Below are 19,800 nucleotides of genomic sequence, written 5' to 3'. Positions count from 1 at the left end.
TAGTAGTGACCTTATTCTCCTTCGGGATAGTGTTAATGTTATATTTTGGATATATAAATAGTAATGTTTCTCTAGGTACACTTCAACTTACAAGTGAAAATGGAGTTTTTAATGATTTAAAAACACTTATTATCAATCAATTTCATCACCCTTTATCTCTTCTTCTAACTCAAATTATTGTTATTATGATAGCAACTAGGATTTTTGGTTTTATCGCAACAAAAGTTTTATTACCAATTGTTGTTGGAGAGATTATTGCAGGTATTATTTTAGGACCATCTTTTTTAAGCTCTATGCTTCCAGCTTTTTCAGAAACATTATTCCCTAAATCATCTTTGGGTAATTTAAGTATGATTAGTCAGCTTGGATTAGTATTCTTTATGTTTGTTATAGGAATGGAACTTGATTGGGATAGTTTGAAAAGTAAAACAAAAGAGTCGGTTGTTATAAGTCATTCTAGTATTCTTTTTCCGTTTTTTCTAGGAGTAGGATTATCACTATTTTTATATAATGAATTTGCTCCTCAAAATATTTCTTTTATTCCATTTGCATTATTTATGGGAATTGCTATGAGTATTACGGCATTTCCAGTATTGGCTAAAATAGTAAAAGAGAGAAATATTTCAAATACTTCTTATGGAGCGATGTCTTTAACTTGTGCAGCAGCAGATGATGCAACAGGATGGTATATTTTAGCAATAATTATAGCTATATCTTCATCTACATCTTTAGGAGCTTCAGCTTTATCATTGGGATTAATAATTGCTTATATGTTGATTATGATTTATTTAATTAAGCCATTTTTAGCTTGGTTTGCTTCTAAATATCAAGATGATACGACACTTAATATGAGTATGGTAGCAATTATTTTAATAGTTTTATTATTATCTTCTTTAGCTACTGAAATTATAGGAATTCATGCACTTTTTGGAGCATTTATTGCTGGAGTTATTATGCCATCAAATAAAGATTCAAAATTAAGAGAGAAGTTGATTCCTAAAATTGAATATGTAAGTGTTCTTGTACTTTTACCACTATTTTTTGCATTAACAGGTCTTAGAACACAAATTGGATTGATGGAAACATCATATCACTGGTATATTTGTGGAATTATTATATTAGTTGCAGTTGCAGGAAAGCTTTTAGGAGCTGCTTTGTCATCTAAATTTATGGGATTTTCTTGGTCTGATTCTTTTAGAATTGGTGCTTTGATGAATACTAGAGGTTTGATGGAACTTATTGTTTTAAATATCGGATATGAGTTGGGAATTCTTAGTGCTGAATTATTTGCTATGTTTGTAATCATGGCTTTAGTTACAACAGCTATGACAGGACCGCTTTTACATCTAATAGATAAAATAAAAAAATAGCTTAGATATACTTTTTAGGGAACTCAAAGCATATTAATTTTGAGTTCTCTTTTGAAATATCTTTCCAAAATTCTATATCAAAATCTATTTCTAATATTCCACAAGTTGGAATATTTTCTTTAAAGTCATTCAATACAAAGTTACTTAAATCATTAAGTCCAGGATTATGTCCTATTAAAAATATAGTTTTATATTTATCATCTGTGTTACTTAAAACTCTTAATAAGTTCTCAAAAGGAGCTTCATATATAGATTCTTCAAAAACTATACTTTCTTTGTATTTAAACTCTTTTATAAAATATTCTAAAGTCAGTTTTGTTCTTATAGATGGTGAAGATATTATTAAGTCTGGATTTAAGCATTTTTTATTCAATAACTTTGCCATAAAAGGAGCATCTTTTAAACCTCTTTTATTTAAAGGTCTATCAAAATCATTTAAAAGAGGATTTGTCCAATCAGATTTTGCATGTCTAATTAAAACTAATTTTTTCATATTCATCCTATATCATTTTTTTAATTTTAACATAAATACAAAAAAAGCTAAAAAAGTGATATTTTAGATATAATAGACTTATGAAAATTTTTATAAGTATAATTTTTCTACTCTTTTTCACTTTAAATGCAGATTTCATTGGCACATCTTTACTTGATAAAGTGGAAGCTAAATATGGTAAATTTGCAAAAAATAGGTTTGTAGCCTTAAATAACTTATTAGAAAAAAACAAAAGTGTTGATGTAAACATTAAACTTGAGAAAGTTAATGATTTTTTTAATAGTGTAAAATATGCAAGTGATCAAAGTATATATGGGGTGAGCGATTATTGGGCGAATCCTTATGAGATGCTAGCTAGAGATAAGGCTGATTGTGAAGATTATGTTATTGCTAAATATTTTGCATTAGAGTATTTAGGAGTACCAACTTCAAAAATGTTTTTAACGTATGTTAGAGTAAAGGCTTCTAATGAAGCACATATGGTATTAACATACTTTGAAACACCAAATTCTGAACCATTGATTTTAGATAATTTGCGAAAATCTATTCAACCTGCATCAAAAAGAACTGATTTAGTTCCAGTTTTCAACTTTAATCCAAATATTTTAAAGGGTGAAAAAACGGCTGCACATAAAAAGTGGGATACTTTAATTCAAAATTATAAAGGGCAAAAAATATGAGTTTATTTAAACAAGTTGCTATAGTTTTAAGTTTTATTTTTTTAATACTATTTGTATTAATCATTGGTTTATCTTTTAATATAATAAAAGATTCAGCTTCAAAATCTTTGTATGATAATGTACAAAATAGTGTTACAAGTACAAGTTTGTCTATTACAAATGCGGGAGTAGATGAAGGTTCTATAAAAACTGTTATGAATGCTAGTTTTGACAATGGTAATTATGCAAAAATTGTATTCAAAAATACAAATGAAGATATTGTTTATGAAAGACAAAAAGAACAGATTTCTAATGAATATAGAGATGTTCCACATTGGTTCATAGAAATTGTTGATATTGGTGAAATCTCAGCTCTTGCTAGTGTATCAGAAGGGTGGAATGTTTTAGGTGTTTTAGAAATATATGGAGATAAAGAGATATTTTATGAGCAGACATATTCAATGTTTATTAAGCTTGTACAGTCTTTATTGATTAGTTTTGTTGTGTTAATGATAGTTTTGTTTTTGCTATTTACTTATATTTTAAAACCTTTAAAAATAATAGATAAACAAGCAAAAGCAGTTATGGAAAATGAGTTTATACTATCTAATCAAGTTCCATTTACACAAGAGTTTAAATCTCTTACTTTTGGAATAAATAGTATGGTTAAAAAGTTTGAAGGTATGTTTAAAAATACAAATGAAGTATTAAAAACGAATAAAGAACTTTTATATTTTGATGAACACTCAAAAATGAACAATAGGAAATATTTTATATTAAAAGCAAATGAATATTTAGATAAAGATAGCACGAATAATAAGGGTTTTTTAGTACTTATTAATATAAACATTCAAGATATAAATAAAACTTATGGCTTTGCAAAAACAGATAAATTATTACAAAATTTAGGTAAAACTATGAAAGAACATTTTTGTGATGATATGAATGTTGTTGTAAGACTTAATGGTCCTGATTTTGTAGTTCTTATTCCAAATTCAAATGAAGATATTGTAAAAGAAAATTTAATAAAATTAATAAATTCTTTAAAAGATATTGAAGAGTTTAAAAATAATATATGTTTTGGTATGTTGAAATATGAGAATGAAGATGGAATGAGAGAGTTATTTACAAAAATAGACTATACATTTTCTCAAGCAAAAATACATACAGAAAAAGATTATTTTTATGCAAAAAATATTGAGAATTTTAAAACAAAAGAAGAGTGGATTAATATTTTAAATCTATCTTTAAAACAAGAGTACTTTAAGTTAATTCATAGAGATATTGTTGATATAAATTCTAAAGAACAATTTTTAAAAACAGTTAGTTTTGAACTTGATTTTCAAGGCGAAACTATAAGATATGGAGAGTTTATAGCTCCTGTTTTAGAACAGAATAGATTAGATGAAGTATATTTACATATTATTGAAAAAGTTTTCAAAAATAGTAAGGAAAATGAACTTGTATCTATACAATTACCAACAATGTTTATAGAAAAGTTAAGTAGCTATGCTAAATTAAAAGATATTTTGACAAGATATAAGAATCTTTCAAAAAATGTTATTTTTGAAATAGAAGAAGAAGCATTTAACAAAAATTTAAATAGTACATTGATGTATGTAGAGTTATTTAAAGAGTACAATTTCAAATTTGCTATATTTAACTTTATTGCAAATAGCGATGATTATAACTACTTAAAAGAGTTAAAACCACTATACATTAAAGCTTCAAAATTCTTCTTACTTGAATCAAGACAAAGTTTGAATATGCTAAAAATATTAACGCAGTCTTTGGATATTAAACTTGTTGCTACTTCAGTAGATGAAGTTGCAGAGATAAAAACTTTAGAAGAGATAGGAATAAACGCTATTTCTGGTTCAGTTATGGCAAAACTTTAAAACTTGTGCCATGTCAAGAAAGGCTTTTTTTAGCTTTTTTTGGCTATTATCTAGCATTATATACAAAGATAATGGAAAATAGATAATGACTGTACAAATAAACCTTTCAGAAGAAAATTCATATAAAATTTACATAGAGAAGCTAGAAGAACTGAACTTTGATAGAAAAGTTGTAGTTGTTACAAATCCAACTGTTAGCTCGTATCACCTTGAATATTTAAAATCAAAAATAAAAGCACGTGAATTTACGATTTGTACAATTCCAGATGGAGAAGAGTATAAAAATATGCAAACTTTAGAGATGATTTTATCATCTTGTTTTGAAGCAAGACTTGATAGAAAATCTTTACTTATTGCATTTGGTGGTGGAGTTATTGGTGATATGACAGGATTTGCTGCTTCAATATATCAAAGAGGTATTGATTTTATTCAAATTCCAACAACGCTTCTTTCTCAAGTTGATGCAAGTGTTGGTGGTAAAACAGGAATAAATAATAAATATGGAAAAAATTTAATAGGGACTTTTCATCAACCAAAAGCTGTTTATATAGATTCATCGATGCTTAAAACTTTGCCAAAAAGAGAGTTTGGTGCTGGAGTTGCTGAGATTGTAAAAATGGCAGTTACCTTTAATAAAGATTTTTTTATTTGGCTTGAAAATAATGATTTAAATAAAGAAAACAATATTGATATAGCTATTCAAAAATCTGTTGAAACAAAAGCTTGGGTAGTTTCTCAAGATGAAAAAGAACAAGGTTTAAGAGCTGCATTAAATTATGGACATACTTTTGGACATGTAATAGAAAATGAAACAAATTATAAAATGTATTTACACGGTGAAGCTGTTGGAATAGGTATGTGTATGGCAAATGCTTTAGCTGTTAAGTTAAATCTTATGAGTAGTGAAGATGCTAGAAGAGTTGAAGATTTATTAAAAAAATATGATATCCCAACAACTTACAAAATAAAAGATGTTGAAGATTTTTATGAGCATTTTTTCTTAGATAAAAAATCTTCAAACAATAAAATAAAATTTATTGTTCCTGTTGGTATAGGTGATTGTAAAATCACAGATGATATTAGTAAAAATGATGTTATTGAAGTTTTAGAAGGATTTTAATTGTTAAAAAAAATATTTTTAGCTTTTGTACTAATAAGTTTATCTTCTTCAAGTGTATTTATCTTAAGTGCCAATGAAAAAGTAGAAAAAAAAGAACAAAAAACAAATACAAAAAATACAAATAAAGATGATAGTGTTTTAGAGATTGAGAATATGGTTGAGATAAATATTTTATTGGAAAAAATCAATAAAATAGAATCAACATTTAAAGATAATATTTTATTAAAAAGATACTCTAATTATTTATCATATAGCAAAATTTCAGCCGAATTGGATCAATTAAAAGATAGTTTAAAGAAAAAAAACAATTTAGCTGAGGAGTTGGAGTATCAACTTCTAAATAAAATTAGAGTAAAAGAAAATGAGTTAGAATTAATAGCAGAGTATAAAGGTTCTCCTATTGGTTCTTTGATGAATCCCCCTGAAATAGAGAAATTTGAGAATATTACAAACCCATTTGGAATAATAAATGCTCTATCAAATATTAAAAAAATAGAAAATAACAGACAACAATTCAATACTTTAAAAATGCAAATAGAGACTACTTTTCAAGCCTTAGAGGAAGAATTGACTACTTATAGAGAACTTTATGCTCTTGATTCAAAAAGTGAGTATAAAGAGAAAATTACATTTTTAGATAAACAAAAAAGAGATTTTGATATTGTTTTAGATATCGTTACTACAACTCAAGAAGTTTATGGTAAAAAAATTGAACAAGTTATATTAGAGATTAAAAATCAAATAACTCAACAAATACAAAAAATGTTTTTAATATTTGGTATTATTGTTTTCTTATTTGTAATATCATTTTTAGTAAAACTTACTTTGAAAAAGTATTTCTCACAAACTGAAAATTATTATATGGTAAATAAAATCATAAACTTTACCTTAGCTTTTTTAGTTTTGATGGTATTACTTTTCTCATATATCGATAATGTTTCATATCTTGTAACAATTCTTGGATTTGCATCAGCTGGTATTGCGATTGCTTTAAAAGATTGGTTTATGTCGCTTTTTGGCTGGATGGTTATCGTTACTTCTGGATTTATTCAAGTTGGAGATAGAATTAGAGTTACAAAAGGAAATGTTGAAACAGTTGGAGATGTTTTGGATATTTCGTTATTTAAGATAACTATTAGAGAAGATGTTACTTTAGTTACATATATGCAAAATAGAAGAGCTGGAAGAATATTTTTTATACCAAATAACTATATTTTTTCTGAACTTATAGCAAATTATAGTCATAGTGAACTAAAAACAGTTTGGGATGGAATAGATATAACTTTAACATTTGATTCAAATCATAAAAAAGCACAAAAAATTATAAGAGAAATATTGAAGCACTATTCAAAAGGTTATAGTGATATTACAAGAAAACAGTTATCTAAAATGAGAAATAAATATCAGTTAAGAGCAACTGGAGTAGAACCAAGAGTATTTACTTTTATAGAGCCACATGGAGTTGTGATTTCTGGTTGGTATCTTACAAACTCATTTGCTGCTTTAGTTTTAAGAAGTACAATAAGTACGGAAATTCTCGAAGCATTTATGAAAGAAAGTGATATAAATATTGCTTATCCAACACAACAAATTAATCTTAATAGAACAAGTAATCCTTATGGTCCAGCAATGAATAGAAAAGTTGTTCCAGAAGAGTTAGAAGAACTAACAAATAAAGTGTAGGATAATATTTTATGAATTTTTCACAAAACAAACCAAAAGTATATTTTAAAACTTTTGGTTGCAGAACCAATCTTTTTGATACACAAGTTATGATTAGTAATTTAAAAGATTTTGAAGTAACACAAGATGAAAAAGATGCAAATATTGTAATAATTAACTCTTGTACAGTTACAAATAGTGCAGATAGTACAGCAAGAAGTTATATAAATAGTTTAAAAAATTTACCAACAAATCCAAGAGTTGTTTTTACAGGTTGTGGAACAAGAACAAAAGGTGAAAAACTATTTAGTGAGAATAAAATTGATTCACTTTTTGGACACTCTGAAAAAGAGAATATCAATGATTTACTTTTAGAGGATAAAAGATTCTTTAAGTTAGGTGATTTAACTCATTTGGATAAAACAATAGTTGAAGAGTTTGTAGGTAAAAGTAGGGCATTTATAAAAATTCAAGAGGGCTGTGATTTTAGATGTTCGTACTGTATTATCCCTTATGTAAGGGGAGATGCTAGAAGTTATGAAGAAAAAGTAATTTTAGAACAAATAGAAACTTTAGCACAAAATGGTTTTGGAGAGTTTATTTTAACAGGAACAAATGTTGGCAGTTATGGTAAAAAACAACATACTTCATTAGCAAAACTTCTTAAAAAAATGTCACAAATAAAAGGTGTTAGACGAATAAGAATGGGAAGCATTGAACCAATACAAATAGATGATGAGTTTAAAGAACTTATAAATGAACCATTTATGGCAAAACACTTACATATTGCACTTCAACATACTTCAAAAGATATGTTGAAAATTATGAATAGAAGAAATAAAGTTTTAAGTGATTTAGAACTTTTTGAATTTTTAAAAGATAGTGGATATGCGTTAGGAACAGATTTTATAGTGGGGCATCCTGGCGAAACTCCTGAAATTTGGAAAGAAGCTATGCAAAATCTTAAAAGGTTTCCTTTAACTCATGTTCATGCTTTCACTTATTCAAAAAGAGATGGAACTCCTAGTGCTACTATGAAGCCTGATATAAAAGGTGATATTGCAAAAGATAGATATATTGAACTTGTAGAAACTATCAAACAGAAAAATTATGAGTTTAGAAGAGATAATAAAACTAAACTTGAAGTATTGGTTGAACAAGAGAAAAATGGAAAATATATAGGGCTTGATCAATATTTTAATCAAATTGAGATAAGTAGTGATGAAGATTTAGTTGGGGATTGGTTATATTTAGAAGATTATGAAGTGGAGTTTACTAAAAATGCAACAAGATTCAAATAACAAAAATATAGAAAAAAACTTTAAGTTGATGATTATATCAGCTATTGTACTAATAGTGCTATTTTCTTATACTATTTATAAAAGTAGCTCAAATATACAGGGAAGTTCATACTATTTTGGTATTGGATTTTTATTTATATTACTTATTTTATCTCTTGTTTTAAGAGCTAATCAAAATAAATTAAGAAAATATTTAGAAAATAAAAAAGGTATAAAACCTAATATAAACTCTTTTGATATGGAACTTCAAAAAACTACACAAAAAACTCAAGAAGATTTAGAAAGCAACATAAAACCAGTAACTTCAAATATAACTTTTAAAGATGTTGCAGGAATAAAAGAGATAAAAGAAGAACTTGAAGAAATTGTTGATTTTTTAAATAATCCAATAAAATATAATAAATTTGGTGTAAAACTTCCAAAAGGTGTTTTACTTGTAGGTGCTCCTGGAGTTGGAAAAACTCTAATAGCAAGGGCAGTTGCAGGAGAAGCACAAGTACCATTTTTTTATCAAAGTGGAGCTAGTTTTGTACATATTTATGTTGGAATGGGAGCAAAAAAAGTTAGGGAACTTTTTACTCAAGCAAAGTTAAATGCACCTTCAATAGTATTTATAGATGAAATAGATGCAGTTGGAAAGGCAAGAAGTGGAAAATCAAATGATGAAAGAGAATCAACTTTAAATGAACTTTTAACTCAAATGGATGGATTTGATGGAGAAAGTGGAGTTATAGTAATAGCTGCAACAAATAAAATAGAGGTTTTAGATGATGCACTATTAAGAGCAGGGAGGTTTGATAGAAGATTGTATGTAGGATTGCCAAATATAGAAGATAGAAAGCAAATTTTAGAGTTATATTTAAAAGATAAAAATAGCAAAATAGATATAGAAAGACTTGTAAATGAAACTGCTGGATTTAGTTCAGCAGCTCTTTCAACACTTGTAAATGAAGCACTTTTAAATATGATAAAAAACAATAAAAAAGTATTAGATTACAATGATATTGAAGTTGCAAAAAATAAGTTAGAATTTGGAAAAAAACAGATAAAAATTTTAGACAATGAACAAAAAGATATTTTAGCAATTTACCAAGTAAGTAAAGCATTTATTTCAAAAAGTAAAATATCTCTTTTAGATGAAAGCGTCTCAAAACTGAATTCAACTTATCCATCTTATAGTGAATTATGCGAAAATATCAAAAGAGATTTAGCTGGTTTTGTTGGACTTGAAGTAATAAAAAAAGAGAAATTTGCTATAAATAGTGAAGATTTGGATAGAGCATATAAATCAGCTGATATAGTTGTAAATAGGTACAAAATGGCAAATAATATAGATGAACTTATATCAAATATTAAAGATGAACTAAGAATTGAATTATCTTCAAATGTAGCTGAAATAAATAGATTAAAAGAAATTATGCTTAAAAATGAGGTAATAACTATTGAAGATTTGTAAAAACTTTTTTAGTGGATTTTGTTTTGAAAATGAAAGTGAACTTTTCAAAGAGTATTTAGTTTCAAATGATTTTACTGTTAGTGGTTTCTCTTACGGTGCAATAAAAGCTTTTGAATATGTTTTAAATTCAAAAAATAGAGTTGATAAACTTCAACTCTTATCTCCAGCTTTTTTTCAAACAAAAGATGATAAATTCAAAAGAATGCAACTTATGTTTTTTAAAAAAGATGAAAACTCATATATAAATAGTTTTTTAGAAAATGTAAAATCTCCAATATACAAAGATATAGAAAAATATTTTAAAAAAGGAAGTTTTGAAGAGTTAGAAACACTTTTAAACTATATTTGGATTGAAGATGATTTAGAAAAACTTGTAAAAAATGGTTTAAAAATAGAAGTTTTTTTAGGTGAAAAAGATTTGATAATTGATAGTTTAGTTGCAAAAGACTTTTTTAAAAATTATGCAACGGTTTATTATTTTAAAGATAAAGGACATTTATTATGACAGCAAAGATTGGGATTGTAACAGCAAGTGATAGAGCAAGTGCAGGAATATATGAAGATTTATCAGGAAAAGCTATAATAGATACTTTGAATGAGTATTTAAAATCTCCTTGGGAACCAGTTTATAGATGTATTGAAGATGATAGAAATACTATTGAAAATACTTTAAAAGATTTAGTTGATAATGAAAAATGTTGTTTAGTTGTAACAACAGGTGGAACTGGACCAGCAGTTCGTGATGTAACTCCAGAAGCGACTGAAAATGTTTGTGATAGGATGATGCCTGGTTTTGGGGAACTTATGAGAAGTGTTAGTTTACAATATGTGCCAACTGCGATTTTATCAAGACAAACAGCAGGATTAAGAGGAACTTCTTTGATTGTAAATCTTCCAGGAAAACCAAAATCAATTAGAGAGTGCCTTGATGCAGTTTTTCCAGCAATTCCATATTGTATAGATTTGATGGATGGAGCATATTTAGAAACAAATGAAGATATTATAAAAGCTTTTAGACCAAAAAAATAGAAATTTTATAAGTTATAAATTTTTATAGTTTATATTAATATAAGCATAATTCCAATTATGATAGTATTTCTTAAAAAATTATCAAAGGATTAGTTTTCAATGGTACAATATTATCAAGAATTGGTATATTATGTTCAAAAGATGGTAGGAGATAAAGAAAAAGCCAAGGATATAGTACAAGAGTCTTATAGTAGATTATTAGATGCAAATTTAGATATTCCAATAGAAAATCAAAGAGCCTTTTTATACAAATTAGCAAGAAATATCGTTTTTGATTTAGCAAGAAGAGAAAAACATTCAGCTTCGATTGAATATGAAGAAGAATATTCTAGTATTCCTATATCAGAGCAACCAGAAGAGATACTTTTTGAAGAGTGTGAACAAGAGTTGTTAGCTCAAATTTTAGAAACTATCCCTCCAAATAATGCACAAGCTTTTATTTTACATTTGTATGAAGGATTAAGCAGAAAAGAAATAGCTAAAAGAATGGGAATAAGTGTCCCTGCAGTTGAAAAACATATTATTAGAGCAACTGAAAGAATCAAAGAAAAGCTAGAAAGTATTGAAGGATATAATTGATGAAAAGTGTTGATGAACAAGCTGTATCTTGGCTTATAAAAGAAAAAGAAGGATTAACTCAAAATGAAGAAGAACAATTAAAACATTGGTTAGAGTCAAATTCTTCACATAAAAAAGCTTACAATACAAATAAACTTTTAAGACAAAGATTTTCAAAACTATCAAATAATACAATAGAAAAATTAGTAAAAAATGCGAATAAAGGAGCAAAAAGAACAAAATTTATTCAAAGAACAAAAAAGTTTATGATTGCCGCTTCAGTTTTTCTCTGTATTGGCTTTGGAGCAGATTATTATTTTGTTCCAGTATATTCTCAAAATTTTGTTTCAGCTCAAGAATTACAAAATACTATAACTCTTCCTGATGATTCTAAAATAGTTTTAGATGTAAATTCAAATCTAAATGTAGATTATTATAAAAGTAGTAGAAAGATAGATTTTGTAGATGGTAGAGCAATTTTTTATGTTGCAAAGGATAAAGAAAAACCATTTATCATAAAAACAAAAGATGCAGAAATTGAAGTTGTTGGGACAACTTTTGAAGTATCAAATATCAACAATAGTTTTAGTGTAAAAGTAAAAGAAGGAACTGTAAAAGTTACTTCTAACAGAAAATATACTTATTTAAATCAAGGTGATAAAATTGGGATAAATGAAGATAAAAAAATGGATTTTGAAAAAGTAGAAGTTGAAAATATAGCAAGTTGGGAAAATGGTTTTTTAGTGTTTAATAAAACAACTCTAAAGGATAGTTTAGCGGAGTTTTCAAGATACAAAGATTTAAAAATAGAATTTCAAGATGAAAGAGTTGCTAAAACACAAATAACTGGTAAATTTGCTATAAATGATTTTGATAAATTTTTAGTATCTTTACCAAAAATATACTCTATAAAAGTAGATAAAAAAGAGAATATTTTTAAGTTTTCTAAGAAATGATTAATTTGCTATTTAATGGAATAACTAATTTTAAGTAAAAATTGTATAAATTCTTTAGATTTCCGAAATTATATTTAAATTAAATATAAATATATCGTATATGTTGATATCTCACGAAATTTTATATATAATTATGTTTTTATTTTATAAAAATAAGTATTTTACGAAAACTAATAATATAAAAGGCATTAAATGATTGGTCGAAAAAAAGAGATTGAAATTTTAACAAAAGCATGTGAACAAAATGAAAGTAAACTTATTGCAGTATATGGAAGACGAAGAATAGGAAAAACTTATCTAATCAATAATATGTTTAGTGAGCATAAAAAAGAGTGCATTTTCTTTAGATTTACTGGCTCATATATGCTAGACAGTTCAACACAACTTGGAAACTTTACTGAATCAATATATGACTGGTTTAAAATAGAATCAAAAAAAGAGATTAATAATTGGATGGATGGATTCAACTATTTAAAATATGCAATTACTCAATATCAAAAAGAGAATCAAAAAGTTGTAATTTTCTTGGATGAAGTACCTTGGATAGATAAAAAAAATAATTCTGGATTCATTGGAGCACTTGGATATTTTTGGAATGAGTTTGCACTTAATCATAAGAATATTATTCTAATTCTTTGTGGATCTAATTCATCATGGATAAAAAATAAAATATTTGAAGATAGTAGTGGACCACTTTATCAAAGATTAGATGAAAAAATCCCTCTCAAGCCATTTGATTTAAAAGAAACTAAAGAATACTTGTTAGATGTTTGTAAGTTTAATATAGATGATAAAACAATAGCTGAAACTTATATGGTATTTGGTGGAGTTGCTAAATATTTGAGTTTTCTCGATAGTTCTAAAACAATTTCCCAAAATATAGATGATTTAATATTCAATATAGATGGACATTTAAATAAAGAGTATGTAGATGTTTTAAAATCTCTTTTTGATATGAAAGCATCGTTTTATTCATCAATTATCAAAATATTATGTTCTAAACAAAGTGGACTTACTCAAACTGAATTAGCCAATGAACTTGGGCAAAAAAGTGGTTCAGTTATTAAAGATGCAATAGAAGAGCTTTGTGAGGCAGGTTTTATAAAAGGATTAAGCAAACTTAATTCAAAAATTAATACAAAATACATCATATGTGATCCATTTGTACTTTTTTATAATAAGTGGGTTAGTGAATATAGTAAAAATGAATTAATCTCTCTACAAAAGCCTTATTTTAATACTGTAATGGATTCTCAAAAATATTCTATTTGGAGTGGATTTGCATTTGAAGTATTATGTGTTGCAAATATAGATTTATACTTAGAAGCAAGAAAGACTAAAGGATTTGCAAAAAGTTATGGTTATTGGAATTTTATAGGCAATGATGAAGATAGTGGAGCTCAAATAGATTTTATTGTTGAATATGATAATAATGTATATGATATAGTTGAGTGCAAGTTCTATAATAAAGAGTTTCAAATAATAAAAGATTACAAAGATAAACTACTACACAAATTAGAAATGTTTAAAAAATATGGATTAAAAGGTAAGTATGATATTAAACTGGTTATGTTATCAAGTTATTGTTGTGAAAGAAATAGTCATTACAACAGTTTAAATATAACAAGTGATATTAAATTATCAGAGCTTCTTAATAGCTAATTTCTAGTACAAGATATAAAATCGAAAAATATACTCTATAAAAGTAGATAAAAAAGATAATAGTTTTAAGTTTTTTAAGAAATGATATTTAATTGACATTCTGTAGGTAATAATATATCTGAACTAAGAATTACAACAAGTACAGCTTATAGAGTTTACTATACTAAAAAAGATGAAGAGATTATTGTTTTATTAATTGGTGGAGATAAATCAACACAAAGTGATGATATAAAAAAAGCAAATGAAATTTTAAAGGAGCTAGATAATGAGTAAACTAGAAATTACAAATTTTGATATAGCACAATATCTTGATGATAAAGAAGTAATAGCAGAGTATTTATCTCAAATATTAAGTGATGGAAGTACAGATGAGTTATTAGAAGCTTTAGGAAATATTGCTAAAGCAAAAGGTATGAGCCAATTAGCAAAAGATACTGGACTAGGTAGAGAGAGTTTATATAAAACATTTCAAAAAGGTACAAAACCTAAATTTGAAACTATAAAAAAAGTGCTAGACTCTTTTGGTGTAAAAATGCAAGTCTTAGCTTAATAAATTCAATGGTATAAAGAATCTTCTCCTTAAAAATACTCAAAAAATCATCATTTTCCTACAAATTTCAAAATTTCTTCAAAATAGAACTTCTTAAATATCAAAATATTTATTCCACTCTTCAACTAAAAACTGATTATCTTCAATAAGATTTATATATTCACCTATATTAAGCCCAAAATCTAAAGATTTATTTGTAAATCTTGTTTTATATGAAAAATCAATATTTTTACTTTGAATAAAAGCTTTTTTTAGTTCTTCTTGAAATAAATCTATTTCTTGTTTTAATCCGTAAATATATTTTATATTGTCTCCAATTTCTATATCCCATTTTAGATTTTGATTTAGCGAATTTATAAGATTTTCTTTTGAATAATTTATTCCTATTGCTTCTTTGAATTTTAGATTTACATCTTTTATTAAAGTATCTATTTGAATGTTTCCAAATTCTCTTAAAATAAAATATATATCAAAAAGGTCTTTTATAGTATCTGGTCTATCACACAAAGCTTTTATTTTATATAGAAGAAGGTTGTATAAATTTTCAGTTTTAAAAATATTTTGATTTATAAATGATAAATCTTTTATTCTTTTGCAAGTGAAATTTAAAAGTTCAAGTTTAATAATCTCATCATTATCTTTAAAGCTAAAAAACAATCTCCAAGCTTTTTCATCTTTTATCCATCTTTCATATTCTAATTTTACTTTTTCAAAAAAGAAATCTAAATCTTCAGAGTGTCTATAGGCTTCTTTTAAAACAAATCTTTGTAAACCAGTACCTCCAGCTAGAAACATCACATTTTCAAGTGGCTTTAATACTTTTAGAATCTTATCTTGATTTAAAAAAACACTTTTCCAATCATCTCTATGCATAATTTATTTTTCCTAAAATTTGTTTTATTAGATCCTTTGGAAGATTTTCTTCAACTTTTTTTAAAATTTTTTGGTTTTTTTCTTTTATTTGTTTTATAATTTCATCAATAGTTAGATTAGTTCCCCAAAAAGCTGAACTAAGTCTTTTTTCTTCATATTTAGTCAAATTATAATTATTTATAGAGATGTGATTTCTATTTAAATTTTCTATTAGGTCATCATCAACTTTTTTTCTATATATCATATCTTTTAAAATAACCATAGCATAAGCTGGAACTTTATCTTTTTTTTTCCAACCAACAACAGTATCGTATGGTATCTTAGAGTATTCTGCAAAATCTTTTTTCTTAAAATTACTTTTTGTTAGTAATAACTCAAATATTGTATTTTTTACTTCCATAATTTTCTCCTAAAATATCTATAATATTATCTATATTTATTTTATATGTCAAATTGACAATTAAACACGCAAAAAATCATCATTTTCCTACAAATTTTTACAAATTTCAAAATTTCTTCAAAAAAAGTGTATGTTTTTTTAATCTCAAACGTCTTATTATTGAAAGAAACAATTTTAATAGTTGTTCTTATACTATAATAGGAGAAAAAATGACAAAGTTTAAATCAGCGATTATCGCTCCAACATTGGCTTTATTATTAACTACAAGCCTAAATGCAGAGCAATTTTCAGTTTCAAATCTATCACTAAAAGATGCGATAGAAGAGATAAGTAAAAAATCAAATATGCCATATATGGTAGATGGAAAGCTACTAGATGGTAAAAAAGCACCAAATATAAAAAATATTGAGGGTGTACAAAATGCTTTAAATGAGATTTTAAAGAATAGTGGACTTGAAGCAACTATTGAAAATGATACAATCTTGATAATTCCTATACAAGGTTCTGTAAAAGTTATAAATGGAACATATATATTAGATGATGTTTCTGTAAATACTGGTAGAAGTGGAAGTGCAGAATCAGGCTACCTTGTAGAAGAAACAAAGGGAGTAGGTATTTGGAATGATAGAAAACTACAAGACACTCCATACTCAATGAGCATCATCTCAAAAGACTTAATTGAAAATGTACAAGCAAAAGATATGCAACAAGTTTTTAAGATGAATCCAACAACTCAAGAAACAGGAAAAGCAAATTTTGGAGTAGATAGTCCTAGAACTACTATGAGAGGATTTGAAGTACAAAATCCAATAGTAAATGGGATTTCATACTCAAGAGGAATGACAAGTGCACCTATGATGCAAGATATAGAAAGAGTGGAAATCATAAGTGGAGCAACAGGATTTTTATATGGTGGAGGAAGAGTTGGTGGAGCAGTTAATTATATAACTAAAAAACCAACAACAGAAGACTTAAGAAATGTTACAATTGGAAGTTATGGAAATGAATCATATTATGGACATATTGACTTAAGTGGACAGTTTAATCAAGACAATACTTTTGGATATAGGTTAAATGCTTTTTATCAAGATGGTGAACTCCCAAATGAAACTAATAAAGAACAAAAAGCCGTTAGTTTAGTATTTGATTGGAAACCAACAGATAATTTTTATACAGATATAAAATATTCACATAGAGATAGTTTTACAAAAGCTGGAGGTATTTTATTTCAACCATCATCAGGTGGTTTTGATAGAGCAAGTATCAAAAAAAATAAAAGTTATAGTCCAGATTGGATGGAAGAAGAGATAAAATCAAATAAAATAGAAAATAGTGTAATATGGGATATAAATGACATTTTTACTTTAAGAACAAATCTATTTTATGAAGAAATGAGAAGTAGAGGGGATGATACTGGTCTGTTTGTACAAAATGGTTATATAGTTGGAGATAATGGAACAGGAAACTATCCGTCTTGGTTATCAAGACAACCTTGGTATAAGGCTGAAAATAATGGTGCAAATATATATTTAGATTCAAAGTTTGATACAGGAAGTGTAAGTCATACTTTATCAACTGGATATACACTTAGTTCATATAAGAGCTTTACTCCTGCTGATTGGCGTGCAAGTTATGATTTTATTAATGATATATCTTTAAATGATTTAAAAAACTTTCCTGAACCTGATAGCTCTCTTTGGGATGGTACAGTAGGAACTCAACCAAGAAAAATTAATTCAAGAATTCAATATCAAAATATATTAATTGGTGATGATATAGTTTTCAATGACCAATGGAGTGCTTTGGTTGGAGCAAATTATGCAACTATCATAAATACAAGCTATAATAGTAATGGTGTACAAAGTTCAAAATATGATGTATCTGAACTTACGCCTACTCTTTCACTTATTTATAAACCATTTGAAGATTTAACAACTTATGTAACTTATATAGAGAGTTTAGAAGCTGGAACAATAGTAGGAACTAGATTTCAAAATGCAAATGAGATATTAGACCCTTATGTAAGTAAACAATACGAAGTTGGAACAAAATATAGTATATTTGATGAAAAAGCTTTATTAACTGCTGCTTTATTTAGAATAGAAAAAGCAAATCAATATGAAGTTAATACGACACCAAAACCAACTTTAACACAAGATGGAGAACAATTACATCAAGGAATTGAACTTACAGTAACTGGAAAAGTAACTGATGATTTAACATTATTTGGTGGGGTAACATTTATGGATTTAAGTGTTGAAAAAGCTACAAACCCTGCATTAGAAGGTAAAAAACCAACAAATGTAGCTACTAAAATGGCAAAACTTTTTGCAGAGTATAATATTCCATATATCAATGGTTTATCTATAAATGCTGGAGCATATTATACTGGCGAAAAATATGGTGATAGTGTAAATACAGATATTATTCCATCTTATACTTTATATGATGCAGGGATTAGATATAAAACAAAATTAGATAAATATCCAACTACTTTTAATATAACTGCACAAAACTTAGCAGATAAAGTTTATTGGACTAATATTCAACAATTAGGTGATCCAAGAGCTGTTGCATTTTCTATGAAAATGGAGTTCTAAAAAACTATCCATAAAGAGAGTTTTTCTCTCTTTGTACTTTTAGGCATGGGTTTCAAAGTATTTATTTAATTTTGAGATTAAAATTTCGATACAAAAAATATACTTTCCTTTTTACTTTGGAACTCATACTTAAAAGATATATTATCTTTCTTTATTATTTTTTATGATTTACAATTTTTTATCTAAAGTTTGATAGAATCAGGCAAAATTTATAAGGTAATTAGATGATTGAAATATTTGTTTTAGCAGTTATTATATCAATTTTATTTTTTATAGGTAAAAATTATAAAACAGAAGAGTTTAAAAATATCAATTTAAAGCAAAAAGAGATTTTCCAAGGTGATGTGCTAAATCACGAAGCAGGTCTTTTAGTAGCTTTGATGTCAAAAGTTGCAAAAGCAGATGGAAAAGTAGGTGAACTTGAGGCTGAGATATTAAAACACACCTTTGCAGATATTTCAAGTCATTTTCACAATTTTGTTGAAGTTAGAGAACAATTAAAAAATTTATATGAAAAAGAGAAAGAAAACTTTTCAAATCTAATCATCATTTGTGATAGATTGTACTCTTTGACAAGAAATGACTACTCTAAAAGATTAAAGTATATGGAGTATTTATTAAATCTTGCATTTATCGATGGAGATTTTTCAAAACAAGAACAAGAGATTACAGAAGATATTGCTCAAGCACTTAAAATAGATCAAAAAGATTATTTTAATCTTATTACAAATTTTGAAAATTTTTATAAATCAAGAGCAAATGAAAAAGCATTAACACTTGAAAAAGCCTATGAAATTTTAGAATCAAATTCAAATGATGATGAACAAACTTTAAAGAAAAATTATAGAAATCTAGTAAAAAAATACCATCCAGATATTTTAGAAGGACGAGGCGAAAGTCAAAATATCATAGATGAAGCTACAAAAAAACTTCAAGAGATAAATGAAGCTTATGAGATTATCAAAAAAGCTAGAGGTGTTTAATGGCTAGAAATTTTCCACACTCTTTTATTGTTTGTGAATGTAAGCAAGTAAGCTTAGGTGAAATAATTTATGCAATAAAAGAAAAAGGTGCAAAAAATTTGGAAGATATAGAAAATATCACTGATGCAGGAAGCTCTTGTGGGTGTTGTAGAAGTGCAAAAGATGATATAGGAGAGCAAAAGATGCAACTATATATAGAAGATATTTTAAATAAATTTGTAAAAGAGTAG

19 protein-coding genes and 1 pseudogene are annotated in these 19,800 nt (G+C 26.4%); 17 read left to right on the top strand and 3 right to left on the bottom strand.

The window, feature by feature from the left end:
• Positions 1-35 precede the first annotated feature (35 nt).
• Entirely contained in the window at positions 36-1,370 is a 1,335-nt protein-coding gene (locus CRU91_RS01595) for a cation:proton antiporter domain-containing protein (protein WP_235826920.1), read from the top strand.
• 1 nt (position 1,371) lies between these two features.
• On the opposite strand, the gene CRU91_RS01590 is transcribed toward CRU91_RS01595, so the two are convergent.
• Positions 1,372-1,863, bottom strand: coding sequence for a SixA phosphatase family protein (locus CRU91_RS01590; RefSeq protein ID WP_113892692.1), 492 nt, complete (start codon positions 1,861-1,863; stop codon positions 1,372-1,374).
• Positions 1,864-1,943: 80 nt separating this feature from the next.
• Between CRU91_RS01590 and CRU91_RS01585 the strand changes: the two genes are divergently transcribed.
• The 13 genes and pseudogenes from CRU91_RS01585 (at position 1,944) to CRU91_RS01525 (ending at position 14,714) form a co-directional block, all read left to right on the top strand.
• Positions 1,944-2,543: a transglutaminase-like cysteine peptidase gene (locus tag CRU91_RS01585; protein ID WP_113892691.1), complete on the top strand. Its 600-nt coding sequence runs from the start codon at positions 1,944-1,946 to the stop codon at positions 2,541-2,543.
• Positions 2,540-4,420 (top strand): bifunctional diguanylate cyclase/phosphodiesterase, encoded by a 1,881-nt coding sequence (locus CRU91_RS01580; RefSeq protein WP_113892690.1) that lies wholly within the window; start codon positions 2,540-2,542, stop codon positions 4,418-4,420. The genes CRU91_RS01585 and CRU91_RS01580 overlap by 4 nt, the downstream gene beginning before the upstream one ends.
• Before the next feature lie 85 nt (positions 4,421-4,505).
• Positions 4,506-5,540, top strand: coding sequence for a 3-dehydroquinate synthase (aroB, locus tag CRU91_RS01575; protein WP_113892689.1), 1,035 nt, complete (start codon positions 4,506-4,508; stop codon positions 5,538-5,540).
• Positions 5,541-7,223: a mechanosensitive ion channel domain-containing protein gene (locus CRU91_RS01570; RefSeq protein ID WP_235826919.1), complete on the top strand. Its 1,683-nt coding sequence runs from the start codon at positions 5,541-5,543 to the stop codon at positions 7,221-7,223.
• 11 nt (positions 7,224-7,234) lie between these two features.
• Positions 7,235-8,503: a tRNA (N(6)-L-threonylcarbamoyladenosine(37)-C(2))-methylthiotransferase MtaB gene (gene mtaB, locus CRU91_RS01565; protein ID WP_113892687.1), complete on the top strand. Its 1,269-nt coding sequence runs from the start codon at positions 7,235-7,237 to the stop codon at positions 8,501-8,503.
• Complete coding sequence (locus CRU91_RS01560) at positions 8,463-9,959, top strand: AAA family ATPase (RefSeq protein WP_235826918.1); 1,497 nt, start codon at positions 8,463-8,465, stop codon at positions 9,957-9,959. The genes mtaB and CRU91_RS01560 overlap by 41 nt, the downstream gene beginning before the upstream one ends.
• Positions 9,946-10,464 (top strand): pimelyl-ACP methyl ester esterase BioV, encoded by a 519-nt coding sequence (gene bioV, locus CRU91_RS01555; RefSeq protein ID WP_113892686.1) that lies wholly within the window; start codon positions 9,946-9,948, stop codon positions 10,462-10,464. Before CRU91_RS01560 ends, bioV begins: the two co-directional genes overlap by 14 nt.
• Entirely contained in the window at positions 10,461-10,988 is a 528-nt protein-coding gene (gene mog / locus CRU91_RS01550; RefSeq protein ID WP_222718368.1) for a molybdopterin adenylyltransferase, read from the top strand. The genes bioV and mog overlap by 4 nt, the downstream gene beginning before the upstream one ends.
• A 99-nt stretch (positions 10,989-11,087) precedes the next feature.
• Positions 11,088-11,567 (top strand): RNA polymerase sigma factor, encoded by a 480-nt coding sequence (locus CRU91_RS01545; protein ID WP_113892682.1) that lies wholly within the window; start codon positions 11,088-11,090, stop codon positions 11,565-11,567.
• Positions 11,567-12,502 (top strand): FecR family protein, encoded by a 936-nt coding sequence (locus tag CRU91_RS01540; RefSeq protein WP_113892680.1) that lies wholly within the window; start codon positions 11,567-11,569, stop codon positions 12,500-12,502. Before CRU91_RS01545 ends, CRU91_RS01540 begins: the two co-directional genes overlap by 1 nt.
• Positions 12,503-12,694: 192 nt before the next feature.
• Complete coding sequence (locus tag CRU91_RS01535; RefSeq protein ID WP_113892678.1) at positions 12,695-14,164, top strand: AAA family ATPase; 1,470 nt, start codon at positions 12,695-12,697, stop codon at positions 14,162-14,164.
• A 111-nt stretch (positions 14,165-14,275) separates the two neighbouring features.
• Positions 14,276-14,437: pseudogene (locus CRU91_RS12525) on the top strand (type II toxin-antitoxin system RelE/ParE family toxin); the annotation flags it as partial.
• Positions 14,430-14,714 carry an addiction module antidote protein gene (locus CRU91_RS01525; RefSeq protein WP_113892676.1) on the top strand — a complete coding sequence of 95 codons (285 nt, stop codon included), beginning with the start codon at positions 14,430-14,432 and terminating at the stop codon, positions 14,712-14,714. The pseudogene CRU91_RS12525 and the gene CRU91_RS01525, both read left to right, overlap by 8 nt.
• Before the next feature lie 93 nt (positions 14,715-14,807).
• Here CRU91_RS01525 and CRU91_RS01520 read toward each other — a convergent pair whose 3' ends face one another.
• Both CRU91_RS01520 and CRU91_RS01515 read right to left on the bottom strand, forming a co-directional pair.
• Positions 14,808-15,587 (bottom strand): nucleotidyl transferase AbiEii/AbiGii toxin family protein, encoded by a 780-nt coding sequence (locus CRU91_RS01520; protein WP_113892674.1) that lies wholly within the window; start codon positions 15,585-15,587, stop codon positions 14,808-14,810.
• Positions 15,580-15,987 (bottom strand): hypothetical protein, encoded by a 408-nt coding sequence (locus tag CRU91_RS01515; RefSeq protein WP_113892672.1) that lies wholly within the window; start codon positions 15,985-15,987, stop codon positions 15,580-15,582. Before CRU91_RS01515 ends, CRU91_RS01520 begins: the two co-directional genes overlap by 8 nt.
• A 209-nt stretch (positions 15,988-16,196) precedes the next feature.
• Between CRU91_RS01515 and CRU91_RS01510 the strand changes: the two genes are divergently transcribed.
• From CRU91_RS01510 to CRU91_RS01500, 3 genes are all read left to right on the top strand, one after another.
• A complete protein-coding gene (locus CRU91_RS01510; RefSeq protein WP_113892670.1) occupies positions 16,197-18,587 on the top strand; it encodes a TonB-dependent siderophore receptor in 2,391 nt (796 codons plus the stop codon).
• 224 nt (positions 18,588-18,811) lie between these two features.
• Positions 18,812-19,570: a DnaJ domain-containing protein gene (locus CRU91_RS01505; RefSeq protein ID WP_235826917.1), complete on the top strand. Its 759-nt coding sequence runs from the start codon at positions 18,812-18,814 to the stop codon at positions 19,568-19,570.
• Positions 19,570-19,800, top strand: a complete 231-nt coding sequence (locus CRU91_RS01500) for a (2Fe-2S)-binding protein (RefSeq protein WP_113892668.1) — start codon at positions 19,570-19,572, stop codon at positions 19,798-19,800. The genes CRU91_RS01505 and CRU91_RS01500 overlap by 1 nt, the downstream gene beginning before the upstream one ends.

The sequence above is a fragment of the Aliarcobacter vitoriensis genome (genome assembly GCF_003316695.1).
In the GTDB taxonomy this organism is placed as follows: domain Bacteria; phylum Campylobacterota; class Campylobacteria; order Campylobacterales; family Arcobacteraceae; genus Aliarcobacter; species Aliarcobacter vitoriensis.
The sequence above is the reverse complement of the archived record's forward strand: the minus strand, read 5'-3'. Positions and strand labels throughout refer to the sequence as shown.

What these genes read in the sequence shown, in the direction of transcription:
- CRU91_RS01505 (WP_235826917.1), top strand. Translation starts at nt 18,812, where the DNA reads ATGATTGAAATATTTGTTTTAGCAGTTATTATATCAATTTTATTTTTT.
- CRU91_RS01510 (WP_113892670.1), top strand. Translation starts at nt 16,197, where the DNA reads ATGACAAAGTTTAAATCAGCGATTATCGCTCCAACATTGGCTTTATTA.
- aroB (WP_113892689.1), top strand. Translation starts at nt 4,506, where the DNA reads ATGACTGTACAAATAAACCTTTCAGAAGAAAATTCATATAAAATTTAC.
- CRU91_RS01500 (WP_113892668.1), top strand. Translation starts at nt 19,570, where the DNA reads ATGGCTAGAAATTTTCCACACTCTTTTATTGTTTGTGAATGTAAGCAA.
- CRU91_RS01520 (WP_113892674.1), bottom strand. Translation starts at nt 15,587, where the DNA reads ATGCATAGAGATGATTGGAAAAGTGTTTTTTTAAATCAAGATAAGATT.
- CRU91_RS01525 (WP_113892676.1), top strand. Translation starts at nt 14,430, where the DNA reads ATGAGTAAACTAGAAATTACAAATTTTGATATAGCACAATATCTTGAT.
- CRU91_RS01535 (WP_113892678.1), top strand. Translation starts at nt 12,695, where the DNA reads ATGATTGGTCGAAAAAAAGAGATTGAAATTTTAACAAAAGCATGTGAA.
- CRU91_RS01585 (WP_113892691.1), top strand. Translation starts at nt 1,944, where the DNA reads ATGAAAATTTTTATAAGTATAATTTTTCTACTCTTTTTCACTTTAAAT.
- CRU91_RS01580 (WP_113892690.1), top strand. Translation starts at nt 2,540, where the DNA reads ATGAGTTTATTTAAACAAGTTGCTATAGTTTTAAGTTTTATTTTTTTA.
- CRU91_RS01545 (WP_113892682.1), top strand. Translation starts at nt 11,088, where the DNA reads ATGGTACAATATTATCAAGAATTGGTATATTATGTTCAAAAGATGGTA.
- mog (WP_222718368.1), top strand. Translation starts at nt 10,461, where the DNA reads ATGACAGCAAAGATTGGGATTGTAACAGCAAGTGATAGAGCAAGTGCA.
- mtaB (WP_113892687.1), top strand. Translation starts at nt 7,235, where the DNA reads ATGAATTTTTCACAAAACAAACCAAAAGTATATTTTAAAACTTTTGGT.
- CRU91_RS01540 (WP_113892680.1), top strand. Translation starts at nt 11,567, where the DNA reads ATGAAAAGTGTTGATGAACAAGCTGTATCTTGGCTTATAAAAGAAAAA.
- CRU91_RS01590 (WP_113892692.1), bottom strand. Translation starts at nt 1,863, where the DNA reads ATGAAAAAATTAGTTTTAATTAGACATGCAAAATCTGATTGGACAAAT.
- CRU91_RS01515 (WP_113892672.1), bottom strand. Translation starts at nt 15,987, where the DNA reads ATGGAAGTAAAAAATACAATATTTGAGTTATTACTAACAAAAAGTAAT.
- CRU91_RS01560 (WP_235826918.1), top strand. Translation starts at nt 8,463, where the DNA reads ATGAAGTGGAGTTTACTAAAAATGCAACAAGATTCAAATAACAAAAAT.
- CRU91_RS01595 (WP_235826920.1), top strand. Translation starts at nt 36, where the DNA reads ATGTTATATTTTGGATATATAAATAGTAATGTTTCTCTAGGTACACTT.